Raw genomic sequence first — 24866 nt, 5'->3', positions numbered from 1 at the left:
CTGGCAGAATGGCTGCCAAAATCGTTAGTAAAAAAGAACTTTTTGTAAGCGATATTTAACGATTAAAAAGTTATTTTTTTTTGAGTGGTGCTAAAAAGGAGAGAGGATTTTTTATGGAAAAATTAGCAAAGCTAAGAACAAATTTTGCAAAGGCCGGGATTGATGGCTTACTGATTACAAGCCCTTTCAATCGCCGCTATATGGCAAACTTTACAGGTACAGCTGGAGTCGTATTAATCAGTGCAGACAGAGCACAATTTATTACAGACTTTCGATATGTAGAACAAGCTTCAAAGCAATGCATAGGTTACGAAATTGTTCAGCATTTGGGGTCTATTCCGGATGAAGTGGCAAAGCAAGTACAAAATTTAGGAATTCAAAAGCTGGGTTTCGAAGAGGATAATTTAACCTATTCTTCATTTAAAGTCTTTGAAAAAGCGATAAATGCGGAACTTGTCCCTGTTTCAGGCTTGGTTGAAAAGTTACGCTTGATTAAGACTGACGCAGAGATTAAGATATTAAAGGTAGCTGCAGATATTGCTGATGCTGCATTTAAGCACATTGTTGACTTCATTCGTCCTGGAAAAACTGAACTTGAGGTTTCAAATGAGCTTGAGTTCTTTATGAGAAAGGCGGGTGCAACTTCCTCTTCCTTTGATACCATTGTAGCTTCAGGACTGCGATCGGCTCTGCCACATGGAGTGGCAACTGAAAAAGTAATTGAAAAAGGGGATTTTGTAACACTTGATTATGGTGCCTATTATAAAGGCTATGTATCTGACATCACCAGAACCATTGCTATTGGCGCACCTGATACAAAGCTAAAGGAAATTTATGAAATTGTCTTGGAAGCTCAAACCAGAGGCATGGACGGGTTTAAGCCGGGTATGACGGGTAAGGAAGCAGATGCCCTCACAAGGGATTTCATTACCGAAAAGGGTTATGGTGAATATTTCGGCCACTCAACCGGTCACGGAATCGGGCTCGAGGTTCATGAAGGTCCTGCACTTTCATTTCGTTCTGAAATTGTTTTAGAACCAGGAATGATTGTAACGTGTGAACCAGGAATTTATATTCCAGGTCTTGGCGGTGTTCGGATTGAAGATGATACAAGGATTACTTTAGATCATAATGAAGCGTTGACGCATTCAGCAAAAGAACTTATTATTCTGTAATATACAATTTAGGAGGATTTATTGCATGATTTCTGTAAACGATTTTAAAACAGGACTAACAATTGAAGTAGATCACGGTATTTGGCGTGTCATTGATTTCCAACACGTAAAACCAGGTAAAGGTGCGGCGTTCGTTCGCTCCAAGCTTCGTAACCTGCGTACAGGGGCTATCCAAGAAAAAACATTCCGTGCTGGTGAAAAAGTTGAAAAGGCACAGATCGATAATCGCAGAATGCAATATCTATATGCAAGCGGTGATCAGCATGTATTTATGGATAATGAATCCTATGAACAAATCGAACTTCCAGCAACAAGGATCGATTATGAATTGAAATTTTTAAAAGAAAATATGGAAGTCTTTATTGTCATGTATCAAGGTGAAGTTCTTGGAGTAGACCTTCCAAATACAGTTGAGTTAGAGGTAACGGAAACTGAACCTGGAATTAAAGGAGATACAGCATCTGGCGGAACGAAACCAGCTACGGTTGAAACTGGTCTTGTCGTTCAGGTTCCATTCTTTGTAAACCAAGGTGATCGTCTTATTATTAACACAACTGACGGATCATACGTTTCACGTGCATAATTGATTTAAAAAGCCGGAGTACTTTTTTAAGTACTCCGGCTTTTTTTCCTTTTTTAGCCCCCTGATTTATTTGATTTTGTCCTTAGATTTCTGCAAATGTTTCTTTTGTTTAAAATTATACTAGGACTAATATATGACCGAATTGTGAAAATCTTCCTCTGAAATAGTGAACAATTTATAAAACTAATCCTTTATGCCTAGTAGGCTTTATTGTTTACCGCTAAAATGAAAAAGAATTCAGGTTATAGATTAATTTAATCTGTAAATAGAGGGATGTTGGAATGGATAAAATAAAAGTTTTGATTGCAGATGCCCATTATATGTTCATCCGTGGCATAGAAAGTATTCTTTCAGATGATGAAACACTAGAGATTGTTGGCAAAGCTCAAACTGGGCAAGAAGCATATGAATATGCAAAACAATATAAACCTGATGTTATTTTGATGGATGTCAATATGCCAATAATCAATGGATTGGAAGTGCTAGGAAAGGTTTCAGAGGAAATGCCTGAGGCAAAGGTTCTTTTGCTTGCTGTTGATGAAAAAGAAGAACAGCTGTTAGAAGCACTTCGATTAGGAGCAAAAGGATTCTTACTTAAAAATTTACACCCCAATGAATTATTAACCTTTATTCACATGATCCATCGAGGCGAAAGTATTATTTCTGGACCGATTGCCAGAAAAATGGTTGACTATTTTTCAAATCATCAACTATCTGAACTAAAATCTGTAAGACCATTGAGTAAGACTGACATACTAACAAAAAGAGAAAAGGAAATATTAATGTATGTGATCAAGGGATCAACCAATCGTGAAATTGCTGCTGCTCTATTTATTTCCGAAAATACTGTGAAAAATCACCTGCGAAATATTATGGAAAAATTACAAATGAATAATCGTGTCCAAGCGGCAACATATGCTCTTCAAGAAGGCTGGCTGCAAAACGTTTAATTCGTTATGTAAAAAATTATTATTACATATTGTTTTTCACACTAGCTATCATTCCAAACTTCACTAAATAGTAAAATTTGAACGCAATATGATTATTTGTGTTTGCTAAAATGAATTTGAAGCTATCTTAAGATTTGAAAGGGGGGAAGTAAATGAAACGTTTTACTTCTATTCTATTTATCATAGTTGCCTTGGCAGTTATTGCTGCAGGATGCGGGACTAAAAAGGAGGACTTAACACTTAATTCAAAACATAAGCCATTTCCTAATTACGTTTTAAATTCTTCTACAAAAGTTCAAGAAACTTATATTATGGCTTCCAACAATCCTAAGGTTGTAGCTCAAGTGCCATGTTATTGTGGGTGTGCAGCTGATGGGCATAAAAGTAACCTTAATTGCTTTATACAAAAAATGGGACCAAATAATGCTGTTGAAGAATGGGATCAACATGGTATAACCTGAGATACTTGTATAAATATCGCGCGTGACGCGGTACAAATGCATGATAGTGGAAAAAGTTCAAAGGAAATTTATCATTTAATTGTTGAGAAATATGGAGATCTTGGAGAAGGAACTCCAACACCTGAGCCAAAGTAAGAGGTGCCCCGTGAAAAGAGTATTAATAGGGCTTTATCTTATTATTATCGTTGGAATTATTGTTTTGCTAGTTAGTAATTATTTCAGAGATAACAAGAATGATAAAGCTATAGCAGCTGGAGAAAGGGTATATAAACAACAGTGTGCCCCCTGTCATGGCCAAAATGGGAAAGGTGAAGGTTCGAAGGCGGGTACGGCGTTAAATAATCAGCACTTCTTAAATTCTGTTTCTGATAGGAATCTATATAATAACATAAAAAACGGCCGCACAGGCACCGCGATGCCGAGTTATGGTTCTAAAATCTCGAAAATGGACCTTGAAAATTTAGTTGCTTTTATTAGGAATTGGAAAACGGAAGAAATGAAACTGTCTGCACCAAAGATCTTTGACGGTAATGTTGAAAATGGTGCACATCTTTATCAAACATATTGTCTGACCTGTCATGGGGAAAAAGCTACTGGTAAGCTAGATATGGGACCGTCTTTATCCAATACTGAATTTTTGAAATACACAAGTGACAAGCAAATTTGGATCAGTACGGCTTATGGACGGGAAGAGACTAGAATGGGACCATCTTTAAAAGGCCTTGACGGAGTGCGCCAATTAAAGGAAGAAGAAATCACCGATATTGTTAGTTATATTCGTTCATTACAGAAAAAGTAGCAAGCAATTAATAACCCTGTAACCGGTTAAATAGTTACAGGGTTTCTAAATGCTTTTTGATGCGTATTTTGTCATAGGGAATACATACATATCAAAAAAACAATCACGTTTACCAATTATAAATACCTATTGTAAGTGAATCAAAATCACTAGTTATAAATGTGAACATTGTGTGGTGGTTTTTTGTCGAAACCGTAACGATTTAATCTCTTTAACAAAATGTTCAAGAGTGATTTACCTATAAAGGATGGATAAATATTATATTTATTTCAAAGAGGGAAATAGTGAAAAAATGCTTTTTTTGAAAGTGCTTTCTACCGCTTTTCAGAAGGTTAATAGGAGGTTTACTATGTGCAAGAAGTTGTTGGCCTTATTTGTTATAACAACGTTATTATCTAGCTTTGTCATCAAAAACGCAAATGCCGAAACTCCCTACCAGGCAGAGAAGTTTCCTTACAAGGATATGCAGGTCCAAGTTATGCCTGAGTTTGATTACCCGGCTGATTGGCCTAAAGACACTCCTTCATTACTAATAGGCCAGTATGGAACAATTTCCAATAATAGTGGACAAGATTTTGATGGCAGCATTGAAATACCAGTTCCTGCAAAGGATAAAAATTTCGAAGTCAACCTTGTCGCAGAGTTTCCAGATGTAAACAAATCAGAGGTTCAACGTCCCTTTGAAATAAATAAAGAAAAAGGAATTATATCATGGAAACCAGCTAAGCCAATTAAAAAAAATGAGACATATCGCTATGTTATAGAATATTATACCAATTCAATTGACGTAAAGGATAAGAAAAGCTTTACATACAATTTCATAAACCAAGCAGCCATCGAAACCTTAGATGTAGTTTTTTATGCACCTATGAATGCTAAAAATATTGCATTAGAACCAAAGGAGCAAAGTACATCTAAAAGTGATTATGGAGAAGAGCTTTATTATTACGAATACAAAAATGTGAAACCTGGAAATAGTCTTAACTACTCATTTGCCTATACGAAAACGGGAAATGATTCTTCCCTCTCTGTAATTAACAAGCAGCAGCCGCCTAATGATCAAAATCATACCGCGGCCAAAGATGGTACGACGGCAAGTAATAAAACAGATAATGGTACCCAACCCATTATTGGAATCGGTGGAGCTTCTGTTATTGGAATAGCAATTATCATTGCTGGATTATTTATCTTTTTTGGTTTGAGAGGAAGACTTCCAAAGGCAACCTCCTTACCTTCAAATAAAACAGCCAAGAAGCAATCTGGAAAACCTACTTCAAAAAAAGCAGATAAATTGGCAAATTCAGACGAAAAGAAAGAACTTCGTAAAAAGTTATTAAACGGAAAGATTGATCAGGAAACATATGAAGAAGAAATGAAAAAATTAATTTGAAGAGGGTGATGAAATGAAAAAAAACACAATGGTTTTAATAGGGGGATTTATAATTGCAGGTGCAATTGTCTTCCTGTTAATGGCAGCAACCCCTGGTTCAAGTGGAGTAGAACTAACAATGAAACAATTATTAGCTACACAGGATCAACATAAAAATGATTTTGTGACAGTCGAAGGGTTACTAATCGAAAAGTCAATTCAGTGGGATGCAGACAAAATTCAATTGAAATTCGATTTAAAGGACAAGAGTGGAAACATGCTTCATGCTGAGTATCATGGAGTAAAACCAGATAACTTTACTGAGGGTATCACCGTTATTCTAAAGGGATCACCAACAGGAAATGCTTCCTTTAAAGCTGAAGATATTCAAACAAGATGTCCTTCTAAATATGAAGGAAAGGACGTTAAAGATATGCCGGGCTATGATCCTAAGACACATAAAGAAGCTTTAAACGTGCCAACGACTCCAAAAAAATAATACGCAGCCGATAAGAAGGTGACAAAATGTTTTTATTTGCTAACGCAACAGTTTATCTTGGTTTAGCTCTCGCAATCTATTCATTACTTATTTTGACATTAGGGATCAGCACTAAAAACCAGAAATTCATTAATAGCGGTAAGGGCGGTATCGTTTCCGTTTTCATTTGCGCTGGTCTCGCGATGCTTTCCTTATTTTATTTATTAGGAACTTCACAATTTCAATATTCAACTGTTACTGATTATACGAGCAGAGATCTGCCACTGATTTATAAACTAACAGCTTTGTGGGCAAGTAATGCGGGTTCATTGCTATTATGGACGTTCTTTTTAACACTCTATGCTTTTATGATTACCTATTCAAGGAAAATGAAAGGTAATCCAATGATTCCATATATTGTTGCTATCCTAATGGCTAATGCAGTCTTTTTCTTCTTTATTCTTGGGTTTGTTGCAAAACCATTTGCACTTTTAACTTCTGTTCCTGCTGATGGAAGAGGATTAAACCCAATGCTGCAAAATCCAGGGATGATTATTCATCCTGTAACACTGTATCTTGGCTATGTTGGACTGTCAGTTCCATTTGCATTTGCAATGGCAGCTCTAATAATGAAAAATATGGATGATTTTTGGATTAAAATGACGAGACGTTGGACAATCATTGCTTGGTTGTTCCTAAGCTTAGGAAATATCTTTGGCGGTCAATGGGCATATGTTGAGCTCGGCTGGGGCGGTTACTGGGCATGGGATCCGGTCGAAAATGCCTCTTTCATGCCATGGTTGACTGCAACAGCATTTTTACACTCGGTTATGATTCAAGAACGTAAAAATATGCTTAAAGTGTGGAATATTAGTTTAATTATTATTTCTTACGCATTAACTCTTTTTGGAACATTTTTAGTACGTAGTGGTGTCCTAACTTCCGTTCATGCCTTTGCAAATTCGAATTTAGGATTATACTTCTTAGTTTTCATGGGCATCGCGGTTATTGGTGCACTATATGTGTTAATGAGCAGATTTAATCTTTTAAAACGCAGCGCAGGTGAGTTCCAATCGTTCGTCTCGAAAGAAAGTTCTTTCTTGGTTAATAACCTTCTGTTGGTAGGTGCAGCCTTTGCAGTATTCTGGGGAACAATTTTTCCATTAGTCTCTGAAGCTGTACGAGGTACGAAAGTAACAGTAGGTACGCCATTCTTTAATACCGTTGAATCACCTATTCTATTAGGTATGATGTTTGTTATGGCTGTTTGTCCGCTACTTGCTTGGCAAAGATCTAGCGTAAAAAATTTAAGGAAAAACTTTCTAATCCCAGCGATCTTAGCGGTAATCGGAATGCTCCTTATGGTTGTTTTGGGTATTCAAAAGGCTTGGGCAGTAATTGGCTATGGAGTAATTATTCTATTATTTATCACCCACTTTTTGGAATTTTATCGAGGGGTAAAAGCAAGAAGAAAAATGACGAAAGAAAATACGCTTGTTGCCCTTTACCGCTTGATGGTTAAAAATCGCTGCCGTTACGGTGGGTATATGGTTCACCTTGGCATTGCCTTTATTGCGATGGGAATCATTGGTTCTCAAAACTATGATTTACAAACAATGAAAACTGTTGGTTTAGGTAATTCTATTGAAATAAAAGACTACCGAATTAATTATGATCGACTTGATCAGAAAAAAGAAAATAATAATGACATTGTTTATGCTGATGTAACAGTCTTTAAAGACGGAAAAAAGCTAGGTTCCTACGAGCCTAAAAAAATATTTTATAACAGTACTGAGGATCAGCCTTCCTCAGAGGTTACCATTATTTCTTCACTTAAAGAGGATTTATATATCGTTTTAAGTACCTGGCAAGAAGATGGTAAGGCTACATTCCTTGTAAAGGTTAATCCAATGATGGATTGGTTATGGATTGGTTCATTTATGATTGTCATTGGAGCATTGTTTGCTATATGGAATGGAAAATATCAAAATATCACTCCTAGATATGCAGGAGTTCGTAAAGAGGTGTCTTGATGTGAGTAAAAAATTTATGATCGGCCTCCTCTTACTATTGTTTATTTTTCAAGGATCCTTTTTCCGTGCCGAAGCGAAAACAATTGATTATAAATCTGCCGAATTTAAAGCGGTAGCTTCCCAGTTTGCCTGTACGTGCGGCTGCGGCCAAGATCATTTTGAATGTGACCCAAATACATGCAGTCTGACAAAAGCTTTTAAAAAGGATCTTGTCGGGATGATGAATAAGGGCTGGGACAAAGATAAAATTCGCAAGTACTATATCAACATCTACGGTGAGGAAATTTTGACGGCTCCTGAGAAAAGCGGTTTTAGCTTAACTGCTTGGATTCTTCCTTTCGTAGCACTTGGAATTGCTGCATTGGCTATATTCTTTGTTATTCGAAAATGGGTTAAGAAAAAGGAAACAGATGAACCTATCATTGAGAATGATAACGAGGAAGAGGATATTGAAAGGGAAATCCTTTCATCCATAATCGAAGAGGAACGAAAAAAGTATCTTTAGGATGTGAACATAATGCATGATATTTCAATCATTTCAATGGTTTTTACAGCAGCTCTTATACTTGGCTGCCTCTTCCTAGTCATCTCCCCATTGTTTAAATGGGATAGCTACCTAAAGCTAAATATAAATGGTGGGGATTTAGCACACACGAAAGAAACACTATTATCAACACTTAATGAAATCGAATTCGAATTTAAAATGGATAAAATTTCAAATATCGATTATAAAAATTTGAAAAAACAATACGAGGAACAAATAGCTGTACTCATGAAGGAAGAGGAAGATCAGCTGGTGAAACAACCCGTTGATAACGATTTGATGGCTGAGGTAGAACGTGAAATAGAAGCAGCAATGAAAAGCCACGTGCAAAAAAAGGGGGATGAAAAGTGATCAAAAAAATCACCATCTTCTTTCTTGGCTTATTGTTATTGATCCCAACAGCTGGGTTGGCGGCATCCAATCAGAAGATTTCAATTGATATGCATTACCTTGTTGTAAGTACTGCGGAAGATGGTTCAACAACCATGATGAATATGGCCAACTTTACCAATCAATCATCCTCGGAGTATAAAGGGGACGGTTCAAGTGAAGCCGTGTTAAAAGTAACATTGCCTGCGGGAGCAACTGATTTGAATTTTTTAGACAATAAGATTGCTATTAAACAAACCGATTTTGGTTTTATTACAACCAATCCGATTCCAGCTAATCAAACTGAAGTATTGCCATATAGCTATAAAATGCCAAAGGGAAAGCAAATAAATTTGAAGTTTGATTACTCTGTCCAGCAGATGCAGTTTTTGGTCCCTGAGGGAATGGGAAGCATCTCCTTCCAGGGCGCGGAGGCTACGAATCAAGGCACCTTTAAATTCGATGGTCAAAATTATATTGGATATAGTGTTGAAGGGATTCAAGCTAATCAAACATTTTCAATGGTGTATGACAAGGATAAAAAACCGGAAAATGTTACCTCCCAGTCACAAACGAAAAGTACTAGTAATAGCTCCATAACGAAGTCGGCTCCGGCTTTTCATAATCCAGGGCATGTCAGGATGTGGGAACAATCAGCACTGCACAGTTTTAATCCACATATCTTTTTAATTGTCCTCATTGCAATTATTCTAGCTGGTCTTTCTTATTATGTCTATTTTAGAAGGAAGGCAAAATTGGAAGAGGGTAGAACCGGAGCAGACAAGGAGGAAAAGGCATTTAGGTTGTTAATGTCTAAACAAAAGACAATTCTCGATAAAATCATTGAACTCGAAGAAACACATGGCGATGGATTACTGTCAGAGGAGGATTACCATAAAAAGCTTGCAGCCTATAAAGAGCATTTAGTGCAAGTGAAAGTAGGTTTACGGCAATTTATCGAGTAATGGTTGGAATGGGAGTGATTGCAGTTGATTGACATAAAGGGCCTTACGAAACAAGCAGATAATAAATTAATCCTACGCGGTATTGACCTTTCCATCACACAGGGAGAGACAGTTGCGATTCTCGGCCCAAACGGTGCAGGTAAAAGCACACTTCTTAAAGTGCTTGCAACTCTTATAAAGCCGACAACCGGTCAAGTGGTGATTAATGGACTGAATTTGAAAAAAAACCAGCTTGAAATTAAAAAGCTTTTCGGTTATTTACCCCATTCCAGCTTACTTTACGACCAATATTCTCCATTAGAAAACCTTGTTTTCTTTGGGAAACTGTATGGAGTTAAAAATCCGGAGGAAAGAGCGATCGAACTGGTAAAAGAAGTAGGGTTGTCCTTTTTCTTAAATGAACCAGTAAAAAACTTCTCTCGAGGAATGATCCAGAGAATTGCGATTGCCAGAGCGATTATCCAAAACCCAAAAGCCCTTTACTTGGATGAACCGCATACTGGACTCGATCAAGGGGCCATTAGCATTCTCAATCATGTGATCGTTTCCATGAAAGAAAAAGGAACAACAACATTGATGGTGACTCATGATTTTAAACAAGCTGCTGAAATCTGTGATCGAATTTTGATCGTTAAAAATGGAAAAATTGTGGATGACTTTAAGCTAGGCGAAAGAGATCTAAACCTTGTTAACGAAAAATATCAGCTTCAAGTGGAGGGAGTATCATGACACTATTTAGAACGGCCCTCCTGCTTGCAAAAAAAGATTTGTATTCTGAGTTAAAGACAAAGCAAATTTTGGTAACAATGATCATTTTTGCCGGGCTGGTTATTTTAGTGTTCAGCTTCGCTTTTGATCCGGCTAATAATACAACTCAAGCTGTTATCCCAGGGGTTATATGGGTGATCGTTGTTTTTTCGGGAATTTTAGGATTAAATAGATCCTTCATATCTGAGCAGCGGAATGATACGATGCAAGGATTATTAATTGCTCCGATGGAGGCTGCAAGTATCTATTTAGGAAAGTTTTTTGCCAACTTTGCGATGATTTTGGTTGTTGAAATCGTTTCAATCCCATTCCTTTTCTTATTGTTTAATTTTAAGATTACGGGAAGTTTGCCATACTTCATTTTAGTAGTCTTTATCGGAAGTTTTGGCTTTATTAGTATTGGGACTTTTTTAGCGGCGCTGGCTGCAAATTCAAAAAGCAGTGAAATGCTTCTTCCGCTTCTGCTTTTTCCAATTACAAGTCCGATCTTAATTGGTGTCGTTCAAGCAACTAGAATTACCTTAACGAATATGGAAAAAATCTCGAGTGCACTGGCATGGATTCAATTAGTATCTGCCTATGATGTTATCTTTTTTGTTCTTTGTTTCTTATTAATAGACTACGTTTTGGAGGTGTAAAAGATGAGTATGAATCTCGAACAGGAGCATATGGTCCTCCCTGAGTCAAAACTGGTTGAGAGCACGAGCAGCCCACTTGTATCAAAAGTTTTGTTTGCTGGGACCGTTGTAACCATATTAGCGGCAATTTATCTCATTTTTATGTATGCCCATATTGAAAAAACAATGGGCATCGTGCAAAAAATCTTTTATTTCCATGTTGGTTCAGCATCTACTGCATTTTTAGCCTTTTTCGTAACATTTATCTTTAGTATTTTGTATCTTGTAAAAAGAAAGAGAATTTTTGATACATATGCCTATGTATCCGCAGAACTAGGAGTAGTTTTTACAACAATGGTATTAGTGACCGGACCAATTTGGGCAAAGTCTGCCTGGAATACCTGGTGGGTCTGGGAACCACGCTTAACAACGACACTTATTCTTTGGTTTATCTATGTGGCCTACATCATGATTCGCCAAATGGACGGGGTCTGGGATAAGAAAGCTAGACTTGCGTCTGTTTTTGGAATCCTTGGTTTTGCGGATGTACCGATTGTTTTCTTTGCGATTCGCTGGTGGCAGACAAAGCTTCATCCAATCGTGTTTGGAAATGGTGTTTCCCAACAAGGCGGAGGAATTGAAGGAAATATGCTGGTAGCTTTACTAGTTTCAATTGCCGCTTTGACCTTCCTTTATGCGTATCTTCTTTATGAAGGAGTATCTTTTGAGAATATGAGAATTAAAGTAAATCAATATAAAGAAAAATTACGTGAGGATTTAGAAAAATAGGAGGAGATTTAAATGGCATTTGTATATGCAGCATATTCAGCAATTTGGTTGATTATCTTTGGGTACTTGCTTATTTTGGGTAAACGTCATAAAAGCCTTAAAAAGGAAATCGAATTTCTTAAGCAGTTAGAGAAATAAAAGCGGGCGCTGAAGCTAGACAGTTCTCAAAGTTTAACCGTTAGTACTTATTATCAAAATAAAAGACCTGTTTAAGGAACAGGTCTTTTGCAGCAACCATCAGAACCATAACTGCTAATTTGATTAACTTCCTGGTGTTAGGAGGAAACGGAATGAATAAGCGAGTTATTAAACCGCTCGTGTTAATTCTTTTAATCGGAATGTTTGGCTATTTCGCCTATGGCTTAGTGAATCAAGGCAAAAAAACAGATGTTGGCGATAAAGCCTATAATTTTTCACTGCCTAATTTGGAGGGCTCTACGACAAAGCTCTCCGATCTTAAAGGTAATATGGTAATTATCAACTACTTTGCTACTTGGTGTGAGCCTTGTAAAGATGAAGCACCTGAATTAGAGCAATTTGCCAAAGATTACGGAAGTAAATATAAACTTGTTATGTTGAATAGGGGTGAAACCAAGGATCGGGTAAAAACCTTTCTGAAAAAATATGATACCCCTGCAATCTATTTATTCGATTATAATGCAAAGATCTCTAAAATTTATAATGTAACGGGCCAGCCTGAGACATTTATAATTGATAGAGGTGGAGTAATAAGGGAACATTATAATGGTCCGCTTACTGAAAACCAACTATACAGCTTTGTGAAAAAATATGATAAATAGATTTGATCGTAAGGATTTAACCAGGATTGATGGCTAAATCCTTTTTTCTTTCATAAAAGGCTTACTTTACAAAGACCCAAAGTTTACATGAATTCAAAGGCATAATGTTTGTAACTAAGAATACATTTTAACTAATGAGACAAGCAGCAGGGAGGTAAAAATTTGGAAACAATAATTAGATTCTTACCTAAAACTATTGCGGATATGATAAATCGAATTCCTCCTTCCCAACAAGAAGGAATAGAAGAAATAAGGATTCGGATTAATCGACCAATTGAAATTACTATGGATGGAGCGTTAGTTTTTTTACCTTATGTCATTCTACCGGAAGATGCTTTCCATTTAATGAATAAAATTAGTCACTTTTCCATTTATGCGATTGAGGAAGAATTGAAACGCGGGTATATAACTGTTTCAGGGGGGCACCGAATCGGTCTTGCTGGAAAGGTCATTCTTGAGGAAGGGAAAGTAAAAGCGATTCGGGATGTTTCATCCTTTAACATACGGATTGCCAAGGAAAGAACCGGAATAGCTAATTCGATCATTCCTTATGTTTTTATGAGTGAATGGATGCATACCATGATTATTGGCCCGCCCCAAACTGGAAAAACAACCTTATTAAGAGATTTGGCCAGAGCAATTTCATCGGGTGATTCAAACAATGCTCGTCCAGCAGTCAAGGTGGGGATTGTTGATGAACGTTCCGAAATTGCCGGTTGTGTAAATGGGGTTCCACAATTAACCTTTGGGCACCGTGTCGATGTCCTTGATGCCTGTCCGAAGGCAGAGGGAATGATGATGATGATTCGCTCGATGAGCCCAGATGTTTTGATCGTCGATGAAATTGGCAGGAAGGAAGATGCAGAGGCGATTATGGAAGCTGTACATGCCGGAATAAAGCTAATGATGACTACACATGGTAACAGCCTTGCTGATATAAGGAAACGCCCGTCGCTAAGAGAGATTCTTGACCAGGATATTTTCCAGCGTTATATCGTCCTTAGCAGAAAACAGGGACCAGGAACAATTGCCCATATATTTGATGGAAACGGAAATGAAATGAGTCGAAAAGTGAGTGTGAGGTAAATGATCAAGCTAATTGGTGCCATTTTAATTATGATTGCGACCACTTGGACTGGTTTTGAGGCAGCGCGGCATTTGAGCGAACGGCCTAAACAGCTTAGATTATTAAAATCTTCACTTCAATCTCTTGAGGCAGAAATTATGTATGGACAAACACCGTTACATGAAGCAGCCGGGAGACTTGCAGAACAATTATCCAAACCATTAGCCGGATTTTTTGCAGACTTTGCAAAGAAATTAACTGATACGGAAACAACTGTACGAGAAGCCTGGGAGGCCAGTTTAAAAGAGGTATGGAAACAAACCGCTCTAAAACAGGGGGAATTTGAAATCATGAAACAATTTGGAGAAACGCTTGGCCGCCATGATCGGCTATCGCAGCAAAAACAAATTATGCTTACCCTCACCCATTTAGAAAGAGAAGAAGCGGACGCCCGGGATAAGCAGATGAAATATGAAAAAATGGTGAAGAGTCTCGGGCTCCTTTCGGGATTGTTATTGATTATTTTATTTATTTAGGGGGAAAAGCAATGGGGTTAGAAGTGGACATTATCTTTAAAATTGCCGGAGTCGGAATTGTCGTTGCATTTTTGCATACTGTCCTTGATCAGGTTGGAAAAAAAGAATATGCCCAATGGGTAACGCTTTTTGGCTTTATTTACATTCTTTTTCAAGTTGCTACGATTGTCGATGATCTCTTTCAAAAAATAAAATCAGTTTTTTTATATCAATAGAGAGGGGGAAGCGGCCATTGAAATCATAAAAATAGTCGGATTAGCTTTAGTAGCGACATTTCTTGCACTGATACTAAAGGAGCAAAAACAAAATTTTGCGTTTCTCCTTGTTGTATTTGTTGGCTGTACGATCTTTCTTTTTCTAGTTGATAAAATTTATGAAATTATTAATATGCTTGAAAAATTAGCCGTCAATGCAAAGGTCAATATGGTTTATGTGGAAACTATTTTAAAAATCATTGGTATTGCCTATATTGCCGAATTTGCAGCACAGATAACAAAAGATGCAGGCCAAGGTGCGATTTCTTCAAAAATTGAACTAGCCGGAAAAATTATTATCCTGGCAATGGCGATCCCGATCTTAACAGTAATGATTGAGACAGTTATTAAACTTATTCCAAGCTAAAATGCACATTTTTTCTATATAAACGGGGTGAAACAATTGAAGCAGCGGCTAAAGTTTATCTCTATTATCACTCTTCTTTTCTTTTTTTTATTGAGTCATAGTGTACAAGCTTCAGAGGAAAGTCAAACTGCAGAAGGAATAAAGCAACTTTCTCCCAAGAATTAGTAGATTCTCAGTTGAAAGCATTGGACTTAACGGATCTTAAAAAATTTTGGGAAGACATTTCAAGCAAGTATGGAGGGTTTCTTCCTGAGAATCAAAAAGGGAGTCTTTATGATTTTATCAAGGGGGATAAAAAATTCTCTTTTAAACAATGGAGCGAAGCTATTTTAAAATTTGTCTTTCATGAATTTCTTGCCAATGGAAAATTACTGGGTTCGTTAATTTTGCTGACTGTTTTTAGCATGTTTCTTCAATCATTACAAAATGCATTCGAAAAAAGTACAGTTAGCAAAGTTGCCTACTCAATTGTTTATATGGTTCTTGTTATTTTGGCATTAAATAGCTTTCACATTGCCATGAATTATACAAATGAAACAATCGGGACCATGATCTCATTTGTTCTTGCGCTGATCCCGTTACTGCTGGCTTTAATGGCGGCATCTGGCGGGATAGTGTCTGCAGCGTTTTTTCACCCTGTCATTTTATTTTTAATGAACACGAGCGGGCTTCTAATTCAATATGTCATCCTGCCCCTGCTGTTTTTAGGAGCGCTATTAAGCATTGTCAGCACGATGAGTGAAAATTACAAGGTCACTCAATTAGCTGGTTTACTGCGGAACTGGAGCATCAGTCTCATGGGACTGTTCTTAACCGTTTTCCTAGGCGTTATCTCGGTTCAAGGTGCCTCAACAGCAGTAGCAGATGGTATTACAATTAAAACAGCCAAATTTATTACTGGAAACTTTATACCTGTCATCGGAAGAATGTTCACAGATGCGACAGATACAGTTGTAAGTGCATCGGCTCTTCTCAAAAATTCGGTAGGGATTGCCGGTGTAGCGATTCTATTAATTATTGTTGCTTTTCCAGCCATAAAAATTCTAATGATTGCTTTTATTTATAAATTTGCAGCCGCTATACTTCAGCCTTTAGGCGGAGGTCCCATCATTAGCTGTTTAGATATTATTTCAAAAAGCGTCATCTATGTTTTTGCAGCATTAGCGATTGTTTCACTTATGTTCTTTTTAAGCATAACAGTCATTGTTGCAGCTGGTAATGTAACAATGATGATGAGGTAGGGAGAGGATATATGTCTTTTTTAATCGAATGGGTTACAAATATTATCTTATTTATTCTCCTGGCTACAGTGATTGATATGCTTTTGCCCAACTCAAGCATGCAGAAATATACCAAGATGGTAACCGGATTGCTGTTAATTGCTATTATCCTTACACCTATTCTTAAACTCACCTCAAAGGATTTTGAGGCAACGCTCGCGTCACTGCCTTCCTTGAATTCATTGAATGAAAAAAATATGAAAAATTCAATTGAAATGAAGAAAAGAGAAATACAAGCGACCGAGCATGCATATATTTTAGAACAAATGGCTGTCCAACTAAAAAAGGGCGTAGCAGAGGAGTTGATGAAACAGTACAGTTTAGAAATTGACAAAGTCGAAATTTCAACTAATGAAAAAAGTAATCAAACATTCCCTAAGAATCTGCAAAAAGTTACTGTTCATCTTATACAACCAGCAAGCAACGCCCAGACAGTCGAAGTTGTAAAACGAATTGAAGTTAATACAAAAAAACCTCTTTCACCCAAAAAAACGGCAGATAAAAGCGAAGAAATCGCAGCATTTCTTTCGAAAAAATGGAATGTAGATGAAAATACGATTGAAGTTTCGATTGAAGGGGGGGAAGCCCACACGAATGGATAAAAACCGAGGACCAATAACCCGTTTAAAACAATGGCTTTCAAAGGAAGACCAATCAGAAAAGAAAGCTGGAAAATACCGCTATATGATTCTTGTTTTATGTATCGGCGCTGCATTTATGCTGGCCAGTAACCTTTTATTTAAAAAACCAACAGCGGCCCCCGATCTTCCTGCTTTAAAGTCAACACAGTCAAGCCAAGAGGATGTACCCGCTTTTGGCATAAATAAAAGTACTGGAAACAAAGCCATTACCGATTATGAGCAGGAATATGAGAGCCAGCTAAAAGCTGCACTTGATGAAATGCTAGGTGTTAATGATGTAAGGGTTGTTGTAAATATTGACAGTACAGAAGAAAAAGTACTGGAAAAAAATAAGTCTTCAAAAAACCAAACAACGAATGAAACAGATCGTGATGGTGGAAAGCGAAAAGTACAGGATACTTCTGTAGATGAACAGATGGTCATTATTCGTAATGGTGATAAAGAAGTCCCGATTGTCTTGCAAACAAAAAAACCAAAAATCCGTGGGGTTCTCGTCGTTGCCAAAGGCGCTGAGAATATCCAGGTCAAGAAATGGATAGTCGAGGCTGTTACAAGAGCTCTTGGCGTTCCAAGTTATCGCGTAGCCGTAATGCCTAAAAAATAAAAGGAGGATTGATTTTAAGATGCTTTTGAAAAAACAAACAGTATGGTTATTAACAATGCTAAGTTTGGTGGTCGTTTTATCGGTTTACTATATTACTTCCCCAGAACAAAAAGGAAATGATCTTGCTGCAGTGGAACAAAAGGCAAAGGATCAAACCACAAAGGATCCAACGGTAAGTACAAATGCAGCGGACAGTAAACAAAAAACTGCTGTAAACAGTGAGAAAACAGTGGTTACCACGGTGGCAGGCGATGATGCTTTTGAAGAGCTTCGGATGCAGTTAGAGGACCAGCGCAGCCAGAAAAAGGAGGACTTAGAAGCAGAAGTTGCATCGACAGACCTTCCTGCTGATAAACGCAGCGAGGCTTATGATCAAATGCAAAAATTAAGCGAAACAGCTCAAAAGGAAGAAGTTTTGGAAACGTTAATTAAAACAATGGGCTACGAAGATGCACTTGTTCGCGCTGATGGAGAAAAAGTAAATATTACCGTAAAATCAAAGAAAAAACATTCTCCTTCTGCTGCAAATGATATCATCCAGTTGGTAAAGAAGGAAATTGGCGAAACAAACTATGTGGCTGTTGAATTTCAGCCTTCTAAATAAAGATTCTTCGAGATAACTCCGGTTTAAACCCTAAAAAGAAAGCGTGCGCTTTCTTTTTTCTTTATGTAAACAAAAACGATTTCAGACAAAGATCTCCTTGTTTATACTGTTATATAACAATTTTATGAAAATTCGGGGTTAAAAGTTCACATTTCCCTTAAAAAATATTAATATGTAATAGGAATGGAAAAGCTGAAAGTGATAAAGCATTTTTTATCATCATTGAACTATTGCAAGATTATATCGTATAGTATTAATAGCTAGTAACAAACAGAAGGTCGAGGGGTGTTTAAAATGTTAAAAGTACAAGAGATCCGCGAGTTAATTAAACTAGTAGACCAATCAAGCATTGATGAGTTCGTTTATGAGCATGAAGGGTCGAAAATTAAAATGAAAAAAAATGTTGTCGAAGCTGTAACAACTGTAAAACCTGTTTTGCAAGCTGTTGAGGCAACACCTGTTAGTATACCTGCTCCAGAAACACAAGTAATTGCACCTGCTGCACTAAAACAGGAAGTTGTTTCGGAACAATCAAAAGCAGAGGCTAGACAGGCAGAAGAAGCTTCAGAACTACATAAAATTACTTCACCAATGGTTGGAACATTCTATGCTTCTCCATCACCAGATGCTGATGTCTATGTAAAAGCAGGATCAAAGGTATCAAACGACTCGATCGTTTGTATCGTAGAAGCAATGAAACTATTTAATGAGATTGAAGCAGAAGTAAATGGAGAAATTGTTGAAGTCCTTGCTAAAAGTGGACAATTAGTAGAATACGGTCAGCCTTTATTTTTAGTAAAGGCAGAATAGGAGCGAGGGTAACAGGATGATTAAGAAACTGTTAATTGCAAACAGAGGTGAAATCGCTGTTCGGATTATTCGAGCTTGCCGGGAAATGGGCATTGAATCTGTAGCTGTTTATTCAGAGGCAGACCGTGAAGCGTTACATGTACAGCTAGCAGATGAAGCATACTGCATTGGACCAACCTCGTCAAAGGATAGTTATTTAAATTACACAAATATAATTAGCGTTGCCACACTTACAGGCTGTGACGCAATTCACCCAGGATATGGGTTTTTGGCTGAAAATGCAGATTTTGCGGAACTATGCAGGGAATGCAAGATTACCTTTGTTGGACCAAGTCCTGAAGCAATTACAAAAATGGGAACAAAGGATATTGCCAGGGAAACGATGCGCGAGGCAGGAGTTCCTATTGTACCTGGTTCAACTGGCATCATTAATAGCATTGACGAGGCAATCGAACTTTCAAATAAAATTGGTTATCCAGTTATTATTAAAGCGACTGCCGGCGGCGGGGGCAAAGGAATTCGCGTCGCTAAAAATGAGGATGATTTAGTTAAGGGAATTAATATTACCCAGCAAGAGGCAGCAACTGCGTTTGGAAATCCTGGGGTTTATATTGAAAAATACATTGAAGATTTCCGCCACGTTGAAATTCAAGTCCTTGGTGATTTATACGGGAATGTGATTCATTTGGGTGAAAGAGATTGCTCCATCCAGCGCAGGCTTCAAAAACTGCTCGAGGAGTCTCCTTCACCAGCATTAGATGGAGAAATTCGTGAAGAAATGGGAAATGCGGCCGTTAAAGCTGCAAAAGCAGTTGATTATTCCAGTGCAGGCACGATAGAATTTATCTATGACTACCGCAATCGGAAATTTTATTTTATGGAAATGAACACGAGGATACAGGTGGAGCATCCAGTAACGGAAATGGTTACAGGCACTGATTTAATCAAGGAGCAAATAAAAGTTGCTTCGGGAGAAAAATTGTCTATGACTCAAAAAGATGTTACTTTTAATGGCTGGGCAATGGAGTGCCGGATCAATGCAGAGAATCCAGCAAAGAACTTTATGCCCTCTCCAGGAAAAATTAAAATGTACTTACCACCTGGAGGTTTGGGTGTTCGGATTGATTCCGCAGCCTATCCTGGTTATTCGATTCCACCTTATTACGATTCCATGATTGCAAAAGTCATCACATATGGAAGCAGCAGGGAAGAAGCTATTTCCAGAATGAAACGGGCGTTAAGTGAATTTGTGGTGGAAGGAATATACACCACCATTCCATTTCATTTAAAATTGCTCGAAAATAAAAAGTTCGTCGAAGGTCAGTTCAATACGAAATTCCTCGAATTGAATGATGTGATGAATTCTTAGCAAAAATCTGGAGGTGTCTTGATGAGTGAGAACAATGTCTTAGAGATGAACCAAGATAACAATGGGCACGGTAAGGTAGAAATTGCTCCCGAAGTAATTGAAGTAATTGCTGGTATTGCTGCTTCTGAAGTAGAAGGTGTCGCCCAAATGCGCGGTAATTTTGCAGCAGGCGTAGTGGAGCGACTTGGGAAGAAGAACCATGGGAAAGGTGTAAAGGTTGACCTTTCGGAATCAGGTATTAAGGTAGATGTTTACTGCGTGATGAAGTTTGGTGTCTCCATTCCTACAGTTGCCCAAAAAATCCAAGATAACATTAGGCAAACCTTGCTAAATATGACGGCTTTAGAGGCAGAGGAAGTAAATATTCATATTGTAGGGATTCAATTTGAAAACCAAAAAACGGAACTAGACAATGAACAAGAGATTTAAAGAATGAAACCAAAGGAATTCTTCCTTTGGTTTTTCTCTGCTTCAAAAATATTTCACCTTGCAGTGCGAATTGGTTTAAGATATGCTATTATCTTTTTATGAACAAAACTCCTTGTAGACAGTTTGGCATGAAAGTTGCAAGATGTAAATTAACTGTAGTAACCGCTTCTTGCTACTGTACACATGATGAAGTATTTTACTATTTAGACAAAAACAATCACTATACATAAAGGAGTTAACGGTATAATGAAAAGAAGAACAGCAAGGGAAAAGGCGTTGCAAGCTCTTTTTCAAATTGATGTAAGCAGTTCAGAACCTTCTTCAGCAATTGAACATGTTTTAGAAGGGGAACATAATGATGATTATTTAACAAGGCTTGTTATAGGTGTGGTTGATCACCTGGATGAAATTGACCAATTGATTAAAAGTAATCTTGAAAAGTGGTCCATAGATCGTTTGGCTACAGTTGATCGTAATTTGCTTCGGATGGCCATATTTGAGCTAAAGTACGAACATGATGAAGTGCCTGAGAAGGTTGTTCTTGATGAGGCAATTGAAATTGCCAAGCTTTATGGTGACGATCAATCAAGTAAATTTATTAACGGAGTATTATCAAAGGTTAAGCAGGAACTTTTTTAATATTAAAGGGGGATAAACTTTATGTCCGCACAACTCATCAGTGGAACAGAAATAGCAAAGAAAAAAAAGGATGAAATTGCAGAAGGTGTTAAAAGACTTAAAGAAAAAGGGATTACGCCTGGCTTGGCTGTTATTTTAGTAGGAGATAATCAGGCATCAAGAACCTATGTGAAAAACAAACAAAAAACATGTATTGAACTTGGAATGCATTCAGTATTAGTAGAATTTCCTGAGAGCATTAGCGAAGCGGAACTGCTGAATAAAATTTACGAATTAAATGAGGACAAGAGTATTCATGGTATTCTTGTGCAGCTGCCGTTACCAAAGCATATTAATGATACAAAGGTGATTGAAGCGATCTCTCCATTAAAAGACGTTGATGGCTTTCACCCAATTAACATTGGCAGAATGATGACAAGGCAGGATGCTTTTTTGCCATGTACTCCTTATGGTGTGATGGTCATGTTAGAGGAGACGGGAATTTCTATTGAAGGGAAGCATGTAGTTGTTATTGGACGAAGCAATATCGTCGGAAAACCAGCAGGACAATTGTTCCTAAATCAAAATGCGACAGTGACCTATTGTCACTCAAAAACCAAGGATTTGAAATATCATACAAAGCAAGCTGATATTCTTGTTTGTGCAATTGGAAAAGCAAATTTCATTACAGCAGAGTATGTAAAGGAAGGCGCTGTTGTAATTGACGTAGGAATGAACCGAAATGCAGAAGGAAAACTTTGCGGTGATGTCTTGTTTGACGAAGTAAAGGAAAAGGCAAGTTTTATTACCCCGGTTCCAAAAGGAGTTGGACCGATGACGATAACGATGCTAATGTTCAATACTTTAAAAGCAGCGCAAAAGGTAGAAGAAGAGATGTAGATTAAGAATGACTGCCATTAAAGACAGTCAGCAATTCAATAAAAAATTTTAGCTGGTCCTTATTATTACTGGTATTTAGTATCCAATTCTTTTGAAAAAAGATTTGGTGCCAAATATTGATAAGGACTGTTTTTCATTTTTACATCCTGGTTAGGAGTAATGATATGCTGGAGCCTAAATATTTAACTGTATCTGCATTAACCAAATACATAAAAAGAAAATTTGATTATGATCCTCATTTACAAGATATTTATGTGAAAGGTGAGATATCAAATTTTAAGGCGCATTCAAGCGGGCATATGTATTTTACGATAAAAGACGAAAAAGCACGCATTTTGGCTGTAATGTTTTCACGCCATTCCCGAACATTGAAGTTTATTCCGGAAAATGGAATGAAGATCATTATTAGGGGAGAAATATCAGTTTACGAGCCAAGCGGGCAATATCAAATTTATGTAAAAGAAATGCGGCCAGATGGGATCGGTGAATTGTTCCTAGCCTACGAGCAATTAAAACAAAGGCTTGAAGTGGAAGGGTTATTTGCAATTGAGAAGAAAAAGTCAATTCCGTTGTTTCCGAAAACTGTTGGGGTCATTACTTCCCCAACAGGAGCGGCAATTCGAGATATCCTTACGACAATTAAACGACGTTTTCCAATCGCAAATATACTTGTTTTTCCGGCTCTGGTTCAGGGTGAGAATGCGGCCTCTTCCATTGCTAAGGCAATAGAAAAAGCCAACAAATTAACTGAAATAGATGTTTTAATTGTCGGGCGCGGAGGGGGATCGATTGAAGAGCTTTGGGCATTTAATGAGGAATTAGTCGCCCGCTCTATTTTCGCATCAATCATACCGATCATATCCGCTGTTGGACACGAAACTGATTTCACGATTGCAGATTTTGTAGCCGACCTGCGTGCACCGACTCCAACAGGGGCTGCTGAACTTGCGGTTCCACATATTGATGAGTTATTAGAAAGAGTTCTCCAACGGCAAACCCGGTTAGTCCGAGCAGTCAAAGAGCGACTTCGATTTGAAAAAGAGCACCTAAGCAGATTGAAAAAGTCATATGCGTTTCGCTATCCTGAGCGGCTCTATCAACAAAAGCTTGAACAAGTTGATAAATTGACAGAAAGGCTTATAAAAGGAGCGGAACGGCTTACTTTGGTCAAAGCATCTCAACAGGATACTCTTTACAAACGACTTGTCCAAAAGTCTCCGAGTGAACTGCTTAAGGAGGCTACTGATCTTTTTGCTCGTTCGCAAAAAGACTTTGAAAGAGCAATGCAGCAAATTCTAATCAATAAACAAACCAAATACGATCGAATGCTTGCAACCTTACAAGCGTTAAGCCCATTGAAAATAATGGAGCGGGGATACAGCCTTGCTTATACCCAGGAACATCGGCTTATTAAAAGCATAAAGCAAGTCAAGCAAAAAGATGAAATTCAGATCCAGCTAGCAGATGGCAGCCTTCTGTGTAAGGTGGATAATATTAAGGAGAGTGAATAAGATGGAAGAAGAGAAAAAGTTATCTTTTGAGGAAGCAATGAATAAGCTCGAAGAAATTGTTGATCGTCTTGAAGAAGGCGATGTTCCCCTTGAGGAGGCTATAGCCATTTATAAAGAAGGTATGGAGCTTTCAAAGCTTTGTCATGATAAATTAAAAAATGTAGAAGAACAATTGGCACAAATTATTACTGAAGATGGCCGTCGGGAGAGCTTTACGATAACAGAGGAGGAATGAAAATTGGAAACTAAGTTGTTGGATTCATTTGCAAAGGAATACAAACAGCTATTAGATGGTGAACTTCGGAACTTAGTAAATCGACTTGATGCTCCTCCGATTATCAAGGATGCTATGGAATATTCGCTTGAAGCAGGGGGAAAACGGATTCGCCCTTTACTAATTTTTGGAACATTGGATGCATTTGGACTCGAACCAATTCAAGGGTTGCAGACTGCTTGTGCAATCGAAATGATTCACACTTATTCGTTAATTCATGATGACCTGCCATGCATGGATGATGATGACTTAAGACGGGGAAAGCCTACAAACCATAAAGTGTTTGGAGAGGCCGTTGCTGTATTGGCTGGAGATGCTTTACTCACATACAGCTTTGAAGTAATCGGAAAAACGCCAAATGAATTTGCATCTCCTGAGACAAAAGTAAAGCTGATGATTGAAATGGCAAAAGCTGCGGGGACGGAGGGAATGGTTGGTGGGCAAGTTGCGGATATGTTAGGAGAGGACCAGGACCTGTCTCTTGCTGAACTGGAGTATATCCATGTTCATAAAACCGGCAAAATTTTAGGATTTTGTGTGCTCGCCGGAGCCATTATTGCTGGCGCAAGCGAAGCAGAACTAGTCAACCTATCAAGATTTGCTCATCATCTTGGACTTGCATTTCAAATTCGCGATGATATTCTTGATGTAGAAGGAAATGTCGATTTAATTGGTAAGCCAGTTGGAAGTGACACAGCTAATCATAAAAGCACTTATCCGCTGTTGTTATCAATGGCTGGTGCAAAAGAAGCATTGAAAAAACATATCCAGGCAGCAAAGCAATATTTACAAAAGACAAGTTTAAACACCAATATTCTTCTCGAAATAACGGATTTAGTTGCCTCAAGAGACCATTAAAAACTAATTTGAGGCAGTCTTTTAATTATGATATAATCATTTATA

The 24866-nt window shown here is 37.7% G+C and carries 31 protein-coding genes and 1 pseudogene; all 32 read left to right on the top strand.

The genetic code is table 11. The features are described from left to right. Positions 1 to 113: 113 nt before the first annotated feature. The gene (gene pepQ, locus JN080_RS02250) at positions 114 to 1175 is read left to right on the top strand and encodes a Xaa-Pro dipeptidase (RefSeq protein ID WP_256234254.1); all 1062 of its coding nucleotides are present in this window, start codon (positions 114 to 116) and stop codon (positions 1173 to 1175) included. A gap of 25 nt (positions 1176 to 1200) precedes the next feature. Beyond that, entirely contained in the window at positions 1201 to 1758 is a 558-nt protein-coding gene (gene efp, locus JN080_RS02245; protein WP_256234253.1) for an elongation factor P, read from the top strand. A 281-nt stretch (positions 1759 to 2039) separates the two neighbouring features. After that, entirely contained in the window at positions 2040 to 2708 is a 669-nt protein-coding gene (locus JN080_RS02240) for a response regulator (RefSeq protein WP_256234252.1), read from the top strand. A gap of 152 nt (positions 2709 to 2860) precedes the next feature. Beyond that, positions 2861 to 3304 (top strand): PCYCGC motif-containing (lipo)protein, encoded by a 444-nt coding sequence (locus JN080_RS29570; protein WP_309144645.1) that lies wholly within the window; start codon positions 2861 to 2863, stop codon positions 3302 to 3304. Positions 3305 to 3314: 10 nt separating this feature from the next. Next, entirely contained in the window at positions 3315 to 3968 is a 654-nt protein-coding gene (locus JN080_RS02230) for a c-type cytochrome (protein ID WP_256234251.1), read from the top strand. 349 nt (positions 3969 to 4317) lie between these two features. Continuing rightward, positions 4318 to 5358, top strand: a complete 1041-nt coding sequence (locus JN080_RS02225; protein WP_256234250.1) for a hypothetical protein — start codon at positions 4318 to 4320, stop codon at positions 5356 to 5358. A 13-nt stretch (positions 5359 to 5371) separates the two neighbouring features. After that, entirely contained in the window at positions 5372 to 5836 is a 465-nt protein-coding gene (locus JN080_RS02220) for a cytochrome c maturation protein CcmE (protein WP_256234249.1), read from the top strand. A gap of 26 nt (positions 5837 to 5862) precedes the next feature. Beyond that, a complete protein-coding gene (locus JN080_RS02215; RefSeq protein WP_256234248.1) occupies positions 5863 to 7848 on the top strand; it encodes a heme lyase CcmF/NrfE family subunit in 1986 nt (661 codons plus the stop codon). 1 nt (position 7849) lies between these two features. Further along, entirely contained in the window at positions 7850 to 8353 is a 504-nt protein-coding gene (locus JN080_RS02210; RefSeq protein WP_256234247.1) for a cytochrome c-type biogenesis protein CcmH, read from the top strand. A gap of 12 nt (positions 8354 to 8365) precedes the next feature. Further along, entirely contained in the window at positions 8366 to 8743 is a 378-nt protein-coding gene (locus tag JN080_RS02205; RefSeq protein WP_256234246.1) for a hypothetical protein, read from the top strand. Further along, entirely contained in the window at positions 8740 to 9726 is a 987-nt protein-coding gene (locus JN080_RS02200) for a hypothetical protein (RefSeq protein WP_256234245.1), read from the top strand. The genes JN080_RS02205 and JN080_RS02200 overlap by 4 nt, the downstream gene beginning before the upstream one ends. A 24-nt stretch (positions 9727 to 9750) precedes the next feature. Further along, positions 9751 to 10455 (top strand): ABC transporter ATP-binding protein, encoded by a 705-nt coding sequence (locus tag JN080_RS02195; protein ID WP_256234244.1) that lies wholly within the window; start codon positions 9751 to 9753, stop codon positions 10453 to 10455. Further along, a complete protein-coding gene (locus tag JN080_RS02190) occupies positions 10452 to 11132 on the top strand; it encodes a heme exporter protein CcmB (protein WP_256234243.1) in 681 nt (226 codons plus the stop codon). The genes JN080_RS02195 and JN080_RS02190 overlap by 4 nt, the downstream gene beginning before the upstream one ends. 3 nt (positions 11133 to 11135) lie before the next feature. Continuing rightward, on the top strand, positions 11136 to 11900 hold the full coding sequence (locus tag JN080_RS02185; protein ID WP_256234242.1) for a cytochrome c biogenesis protein: 765 nt from the start codon (positions 11136 to 11138) through the stop codon (positions 11898 to 11900). A gap of 12 nt (positions 11901 to 11912) precedes the next feature. Further along, the gene (locus JN080_RS02180; protein WP_256234241.1) at positions 11913 to 12038 is read left to right on the top strand and encodes a CcmD family protein; all 126 of its coding nucleotides are present in this window, start codon (positions 11913 to 11915) and stop codon (positions 12036 to 12038) included. A 152-nt stretch (positions 12039 to 12190) separates the two neighbouring features. Then, the gene (locus tag JN080_RS02175) at positions 12191 to 12700 is read left to right on the top strand and encodes a TlpA family protein disulfide reductase (RefSeq protein WP_256234240.1); all 510 of its coding nucleotides are present in this window, start codon (positions 12191 to 12193) and stop codon (positions 12698 to 12700) included. Positions 12701 to 12862: 162 nt separating this feature from the next. Continuing rightward, positions 12863 to 13786, top strand: a complete 924-nt coding sequence (spoIIIAA, locus tag JN080_RS02170) for a stage III sporulation protein AA (protein ID WP_256234239.1) — start codon at positions 12863 to 12865, stop codon at positions 13784 to 13786. Then, on the top strand, positions 13787 to 14302 hold the full coding sequence (gene spoIIIAB / locus JN080_RS02165; RefSeq protein WP_256234238.1) for a stage III sporulation protein SpoIIIAB: 516 nt from the start codon (positions 13787 to 13789) through the stop codon (positions 14300 to 14302). A gap of 11 nt (positions 14303 to 14313) precedes the next feature. Then, positions 14314 to 14517, top strand: coding sequence for a stage III sporulation protein AC (spoIIIAC, locus tag JN080_RS02160; RefSeq protein ID WP_256234237.1), 204 nt, complete (start codon positions 14314 to 14316; stop codon positions 14515 to 14517). A 16-nt stretch (positions 14518 to 14533) separates the two neighbouring features. Beyond that, complete coding sequence (gene spoIIIAD / locus JN080_RS02155; protein ID WP_256234356.1) at positions 14534 to 14923, top strand: stage III sporulation protein AD; 390 nt, start codon at positions 14534 to 14536, stop codon at positions 14921 to 14923. Positions 14924 to 15132: 209 nt separating this feature from the next. Continuing rightward, a pseudogene (spoIIIAE, locus tag JN080_RS02150) lies at positions 15133 to 16164 on the top strand (stage III sporulation protein AE); the annotation flags it as partial. An 11-nt stretch (positions 16165 to 16175) separates the two neighbouring features. Beyond that, complete coding sequence (spoIIIAF, locus tag JN080_RS02145) at positions 16176 to 16805, top strand: stage III sporulation protein AF (RefSeq protein ID WP_256234235.1); 630 nt, start codon at positions 16176 to 16178, stop codon at positions 16803 to 16805. Then, positions 16798 to 17448 (top strand): stage III sporulation protein AG, encoded by a 651-nt coding sequence (spoIIIAG, locus tag JN080_RS02140; RefSeq protein ID WP_256234234.1) that lies wholly within the window; start codon positions 16798 to 16800, stop codon positions 17446 to 17448. The genes spoIIIAF and spoIIIAG overlap by 8 nt, the downstream gene beginning before the upstream one ends. 19 nt (positions 17449 to 17467) lie before the next feature. Then, positions 17468 to 18052, top strand: coding sequence for a SpoIIIAH-like family protein (locus JN080_RS02135; protein ID WP_256234233.1), 585 nt, complete (start codon positions 17468 to 17470; stop codon positions 18050 to 18052). A 294-nt stretch (positions 18053 to 18346) separates the two neighbouring features. Further along, positions 18347 to 18862: an acetyl-CoA carboxylase biotin carboxyl carrier protein gene (gene accB / locus JN080_RS02130; RefSeq protein WP_256234232.1), complete on the top strand. Its 516-nt coding sequence runs from the start codon at positions 18347 to 18349 to the stop codon at positions 18860 to 18862. Positions 18863 to 18878: 16 nt separating this feature from the next. Then, the gene (gene accC, locus JN080_RS02125; protein WP_256234231.1) at positions 18879 to 20231 is read left to right on the top strand and encodes an acetyl-CoA carboxylase biotin carboxylase subunit; all 1353 of its coding nucleotides are present in this window, start codon (positions 18879 to 18881) and stop codon (positions 20229 to 20231) included. 21 nt (positions 20232 to 20252) lie between these two features. Then, the gene (locus JN080_RS02120; protein ID WP_256234229.1) at positions 20253 to 20660 is read left to right on the top strand and encodes an Asp23/Gls24 family envelope stress response protein; all 408 of its coding nucleotides are present in this window, start codon (positions 20253 to 20255) and stop codon (positions 20658 to 20660) included. Between the two features lie 246 nt (positions 20661 to 20906). Further along, a complete protein-coding gene (nusB, locus tag JN080_RS02115) occupies positions 20907 to 21299 on the top strand; it encodes a transcription antitermination factor NusB (RefSeq protein WP_256234227.1) in 393 nt (130 codons plus the stop codon). Positions 21300 to 21320: 21 nt separating this feature from the next. Then, positions 21321 to 22178, top strand: coding sequence for a bifunctional methylenetetrahydrofolate dehydrogenase/methenyltetrahydrofolate cyclohydrolase FolD (gene folD, locus JN080_RS02110; protein WP_256234226.1), 858 nt, complete (start codon positions 21321 to 21323; stop codon positions 22176 to 22178). Between the two features lie 164 nt (positions 22179 to 22342). Beyond that, a complete protein-coding gene (gene xseA / locus JN080_RS02105; protein WP_305473606.1) occupies positions 22343 to 23689 on the top strand; it encodes an exodeoxyribonuclease VII large subunit in 1347 nt (448 codons plus the stop codon). Between the two features lies 1 nt (position 23690). Further along, positions 23691 to 23924 carry an exodeoxyribonuclease VII small subunit gene (locus JN080_RS02100; protein ID WP_256234225.1) on the top strand — a complete coding sequence of 78 codons (234 nt, stop codon included), beginning with the start codon at positions 23691 to 23693 and terminating at the stop codon, positions 23922 to 23924. Between the two features lie 3 nt (positions 23925 to 23927). Beyond that, positions 23928 to 24821, top strand: a complete 894-nt coding sequence (locus JN080_RS02095; protein WP_256234224.1) for a polyprenyl synthetase family protein — start codon at positions 23928 to 23930, stop codon at positions 24819 to 24821. The last annotated feature ends 45 nt before the right edge of the window (positions 24822 to 24866 follow it).

Origin of the sequence: Bacillus sp. EB600, assembly GCF_024494385.1 — a bacterium.
GTDB lineage: Bacteria > Bacillota > Bacilli > Bacillales > Cytobacillaceae > JAEVLT01.
Note: the sequence above shows the minus strand (reverse complement) of the source record. Positions and strands in the feature narration are given on the sequence as shown.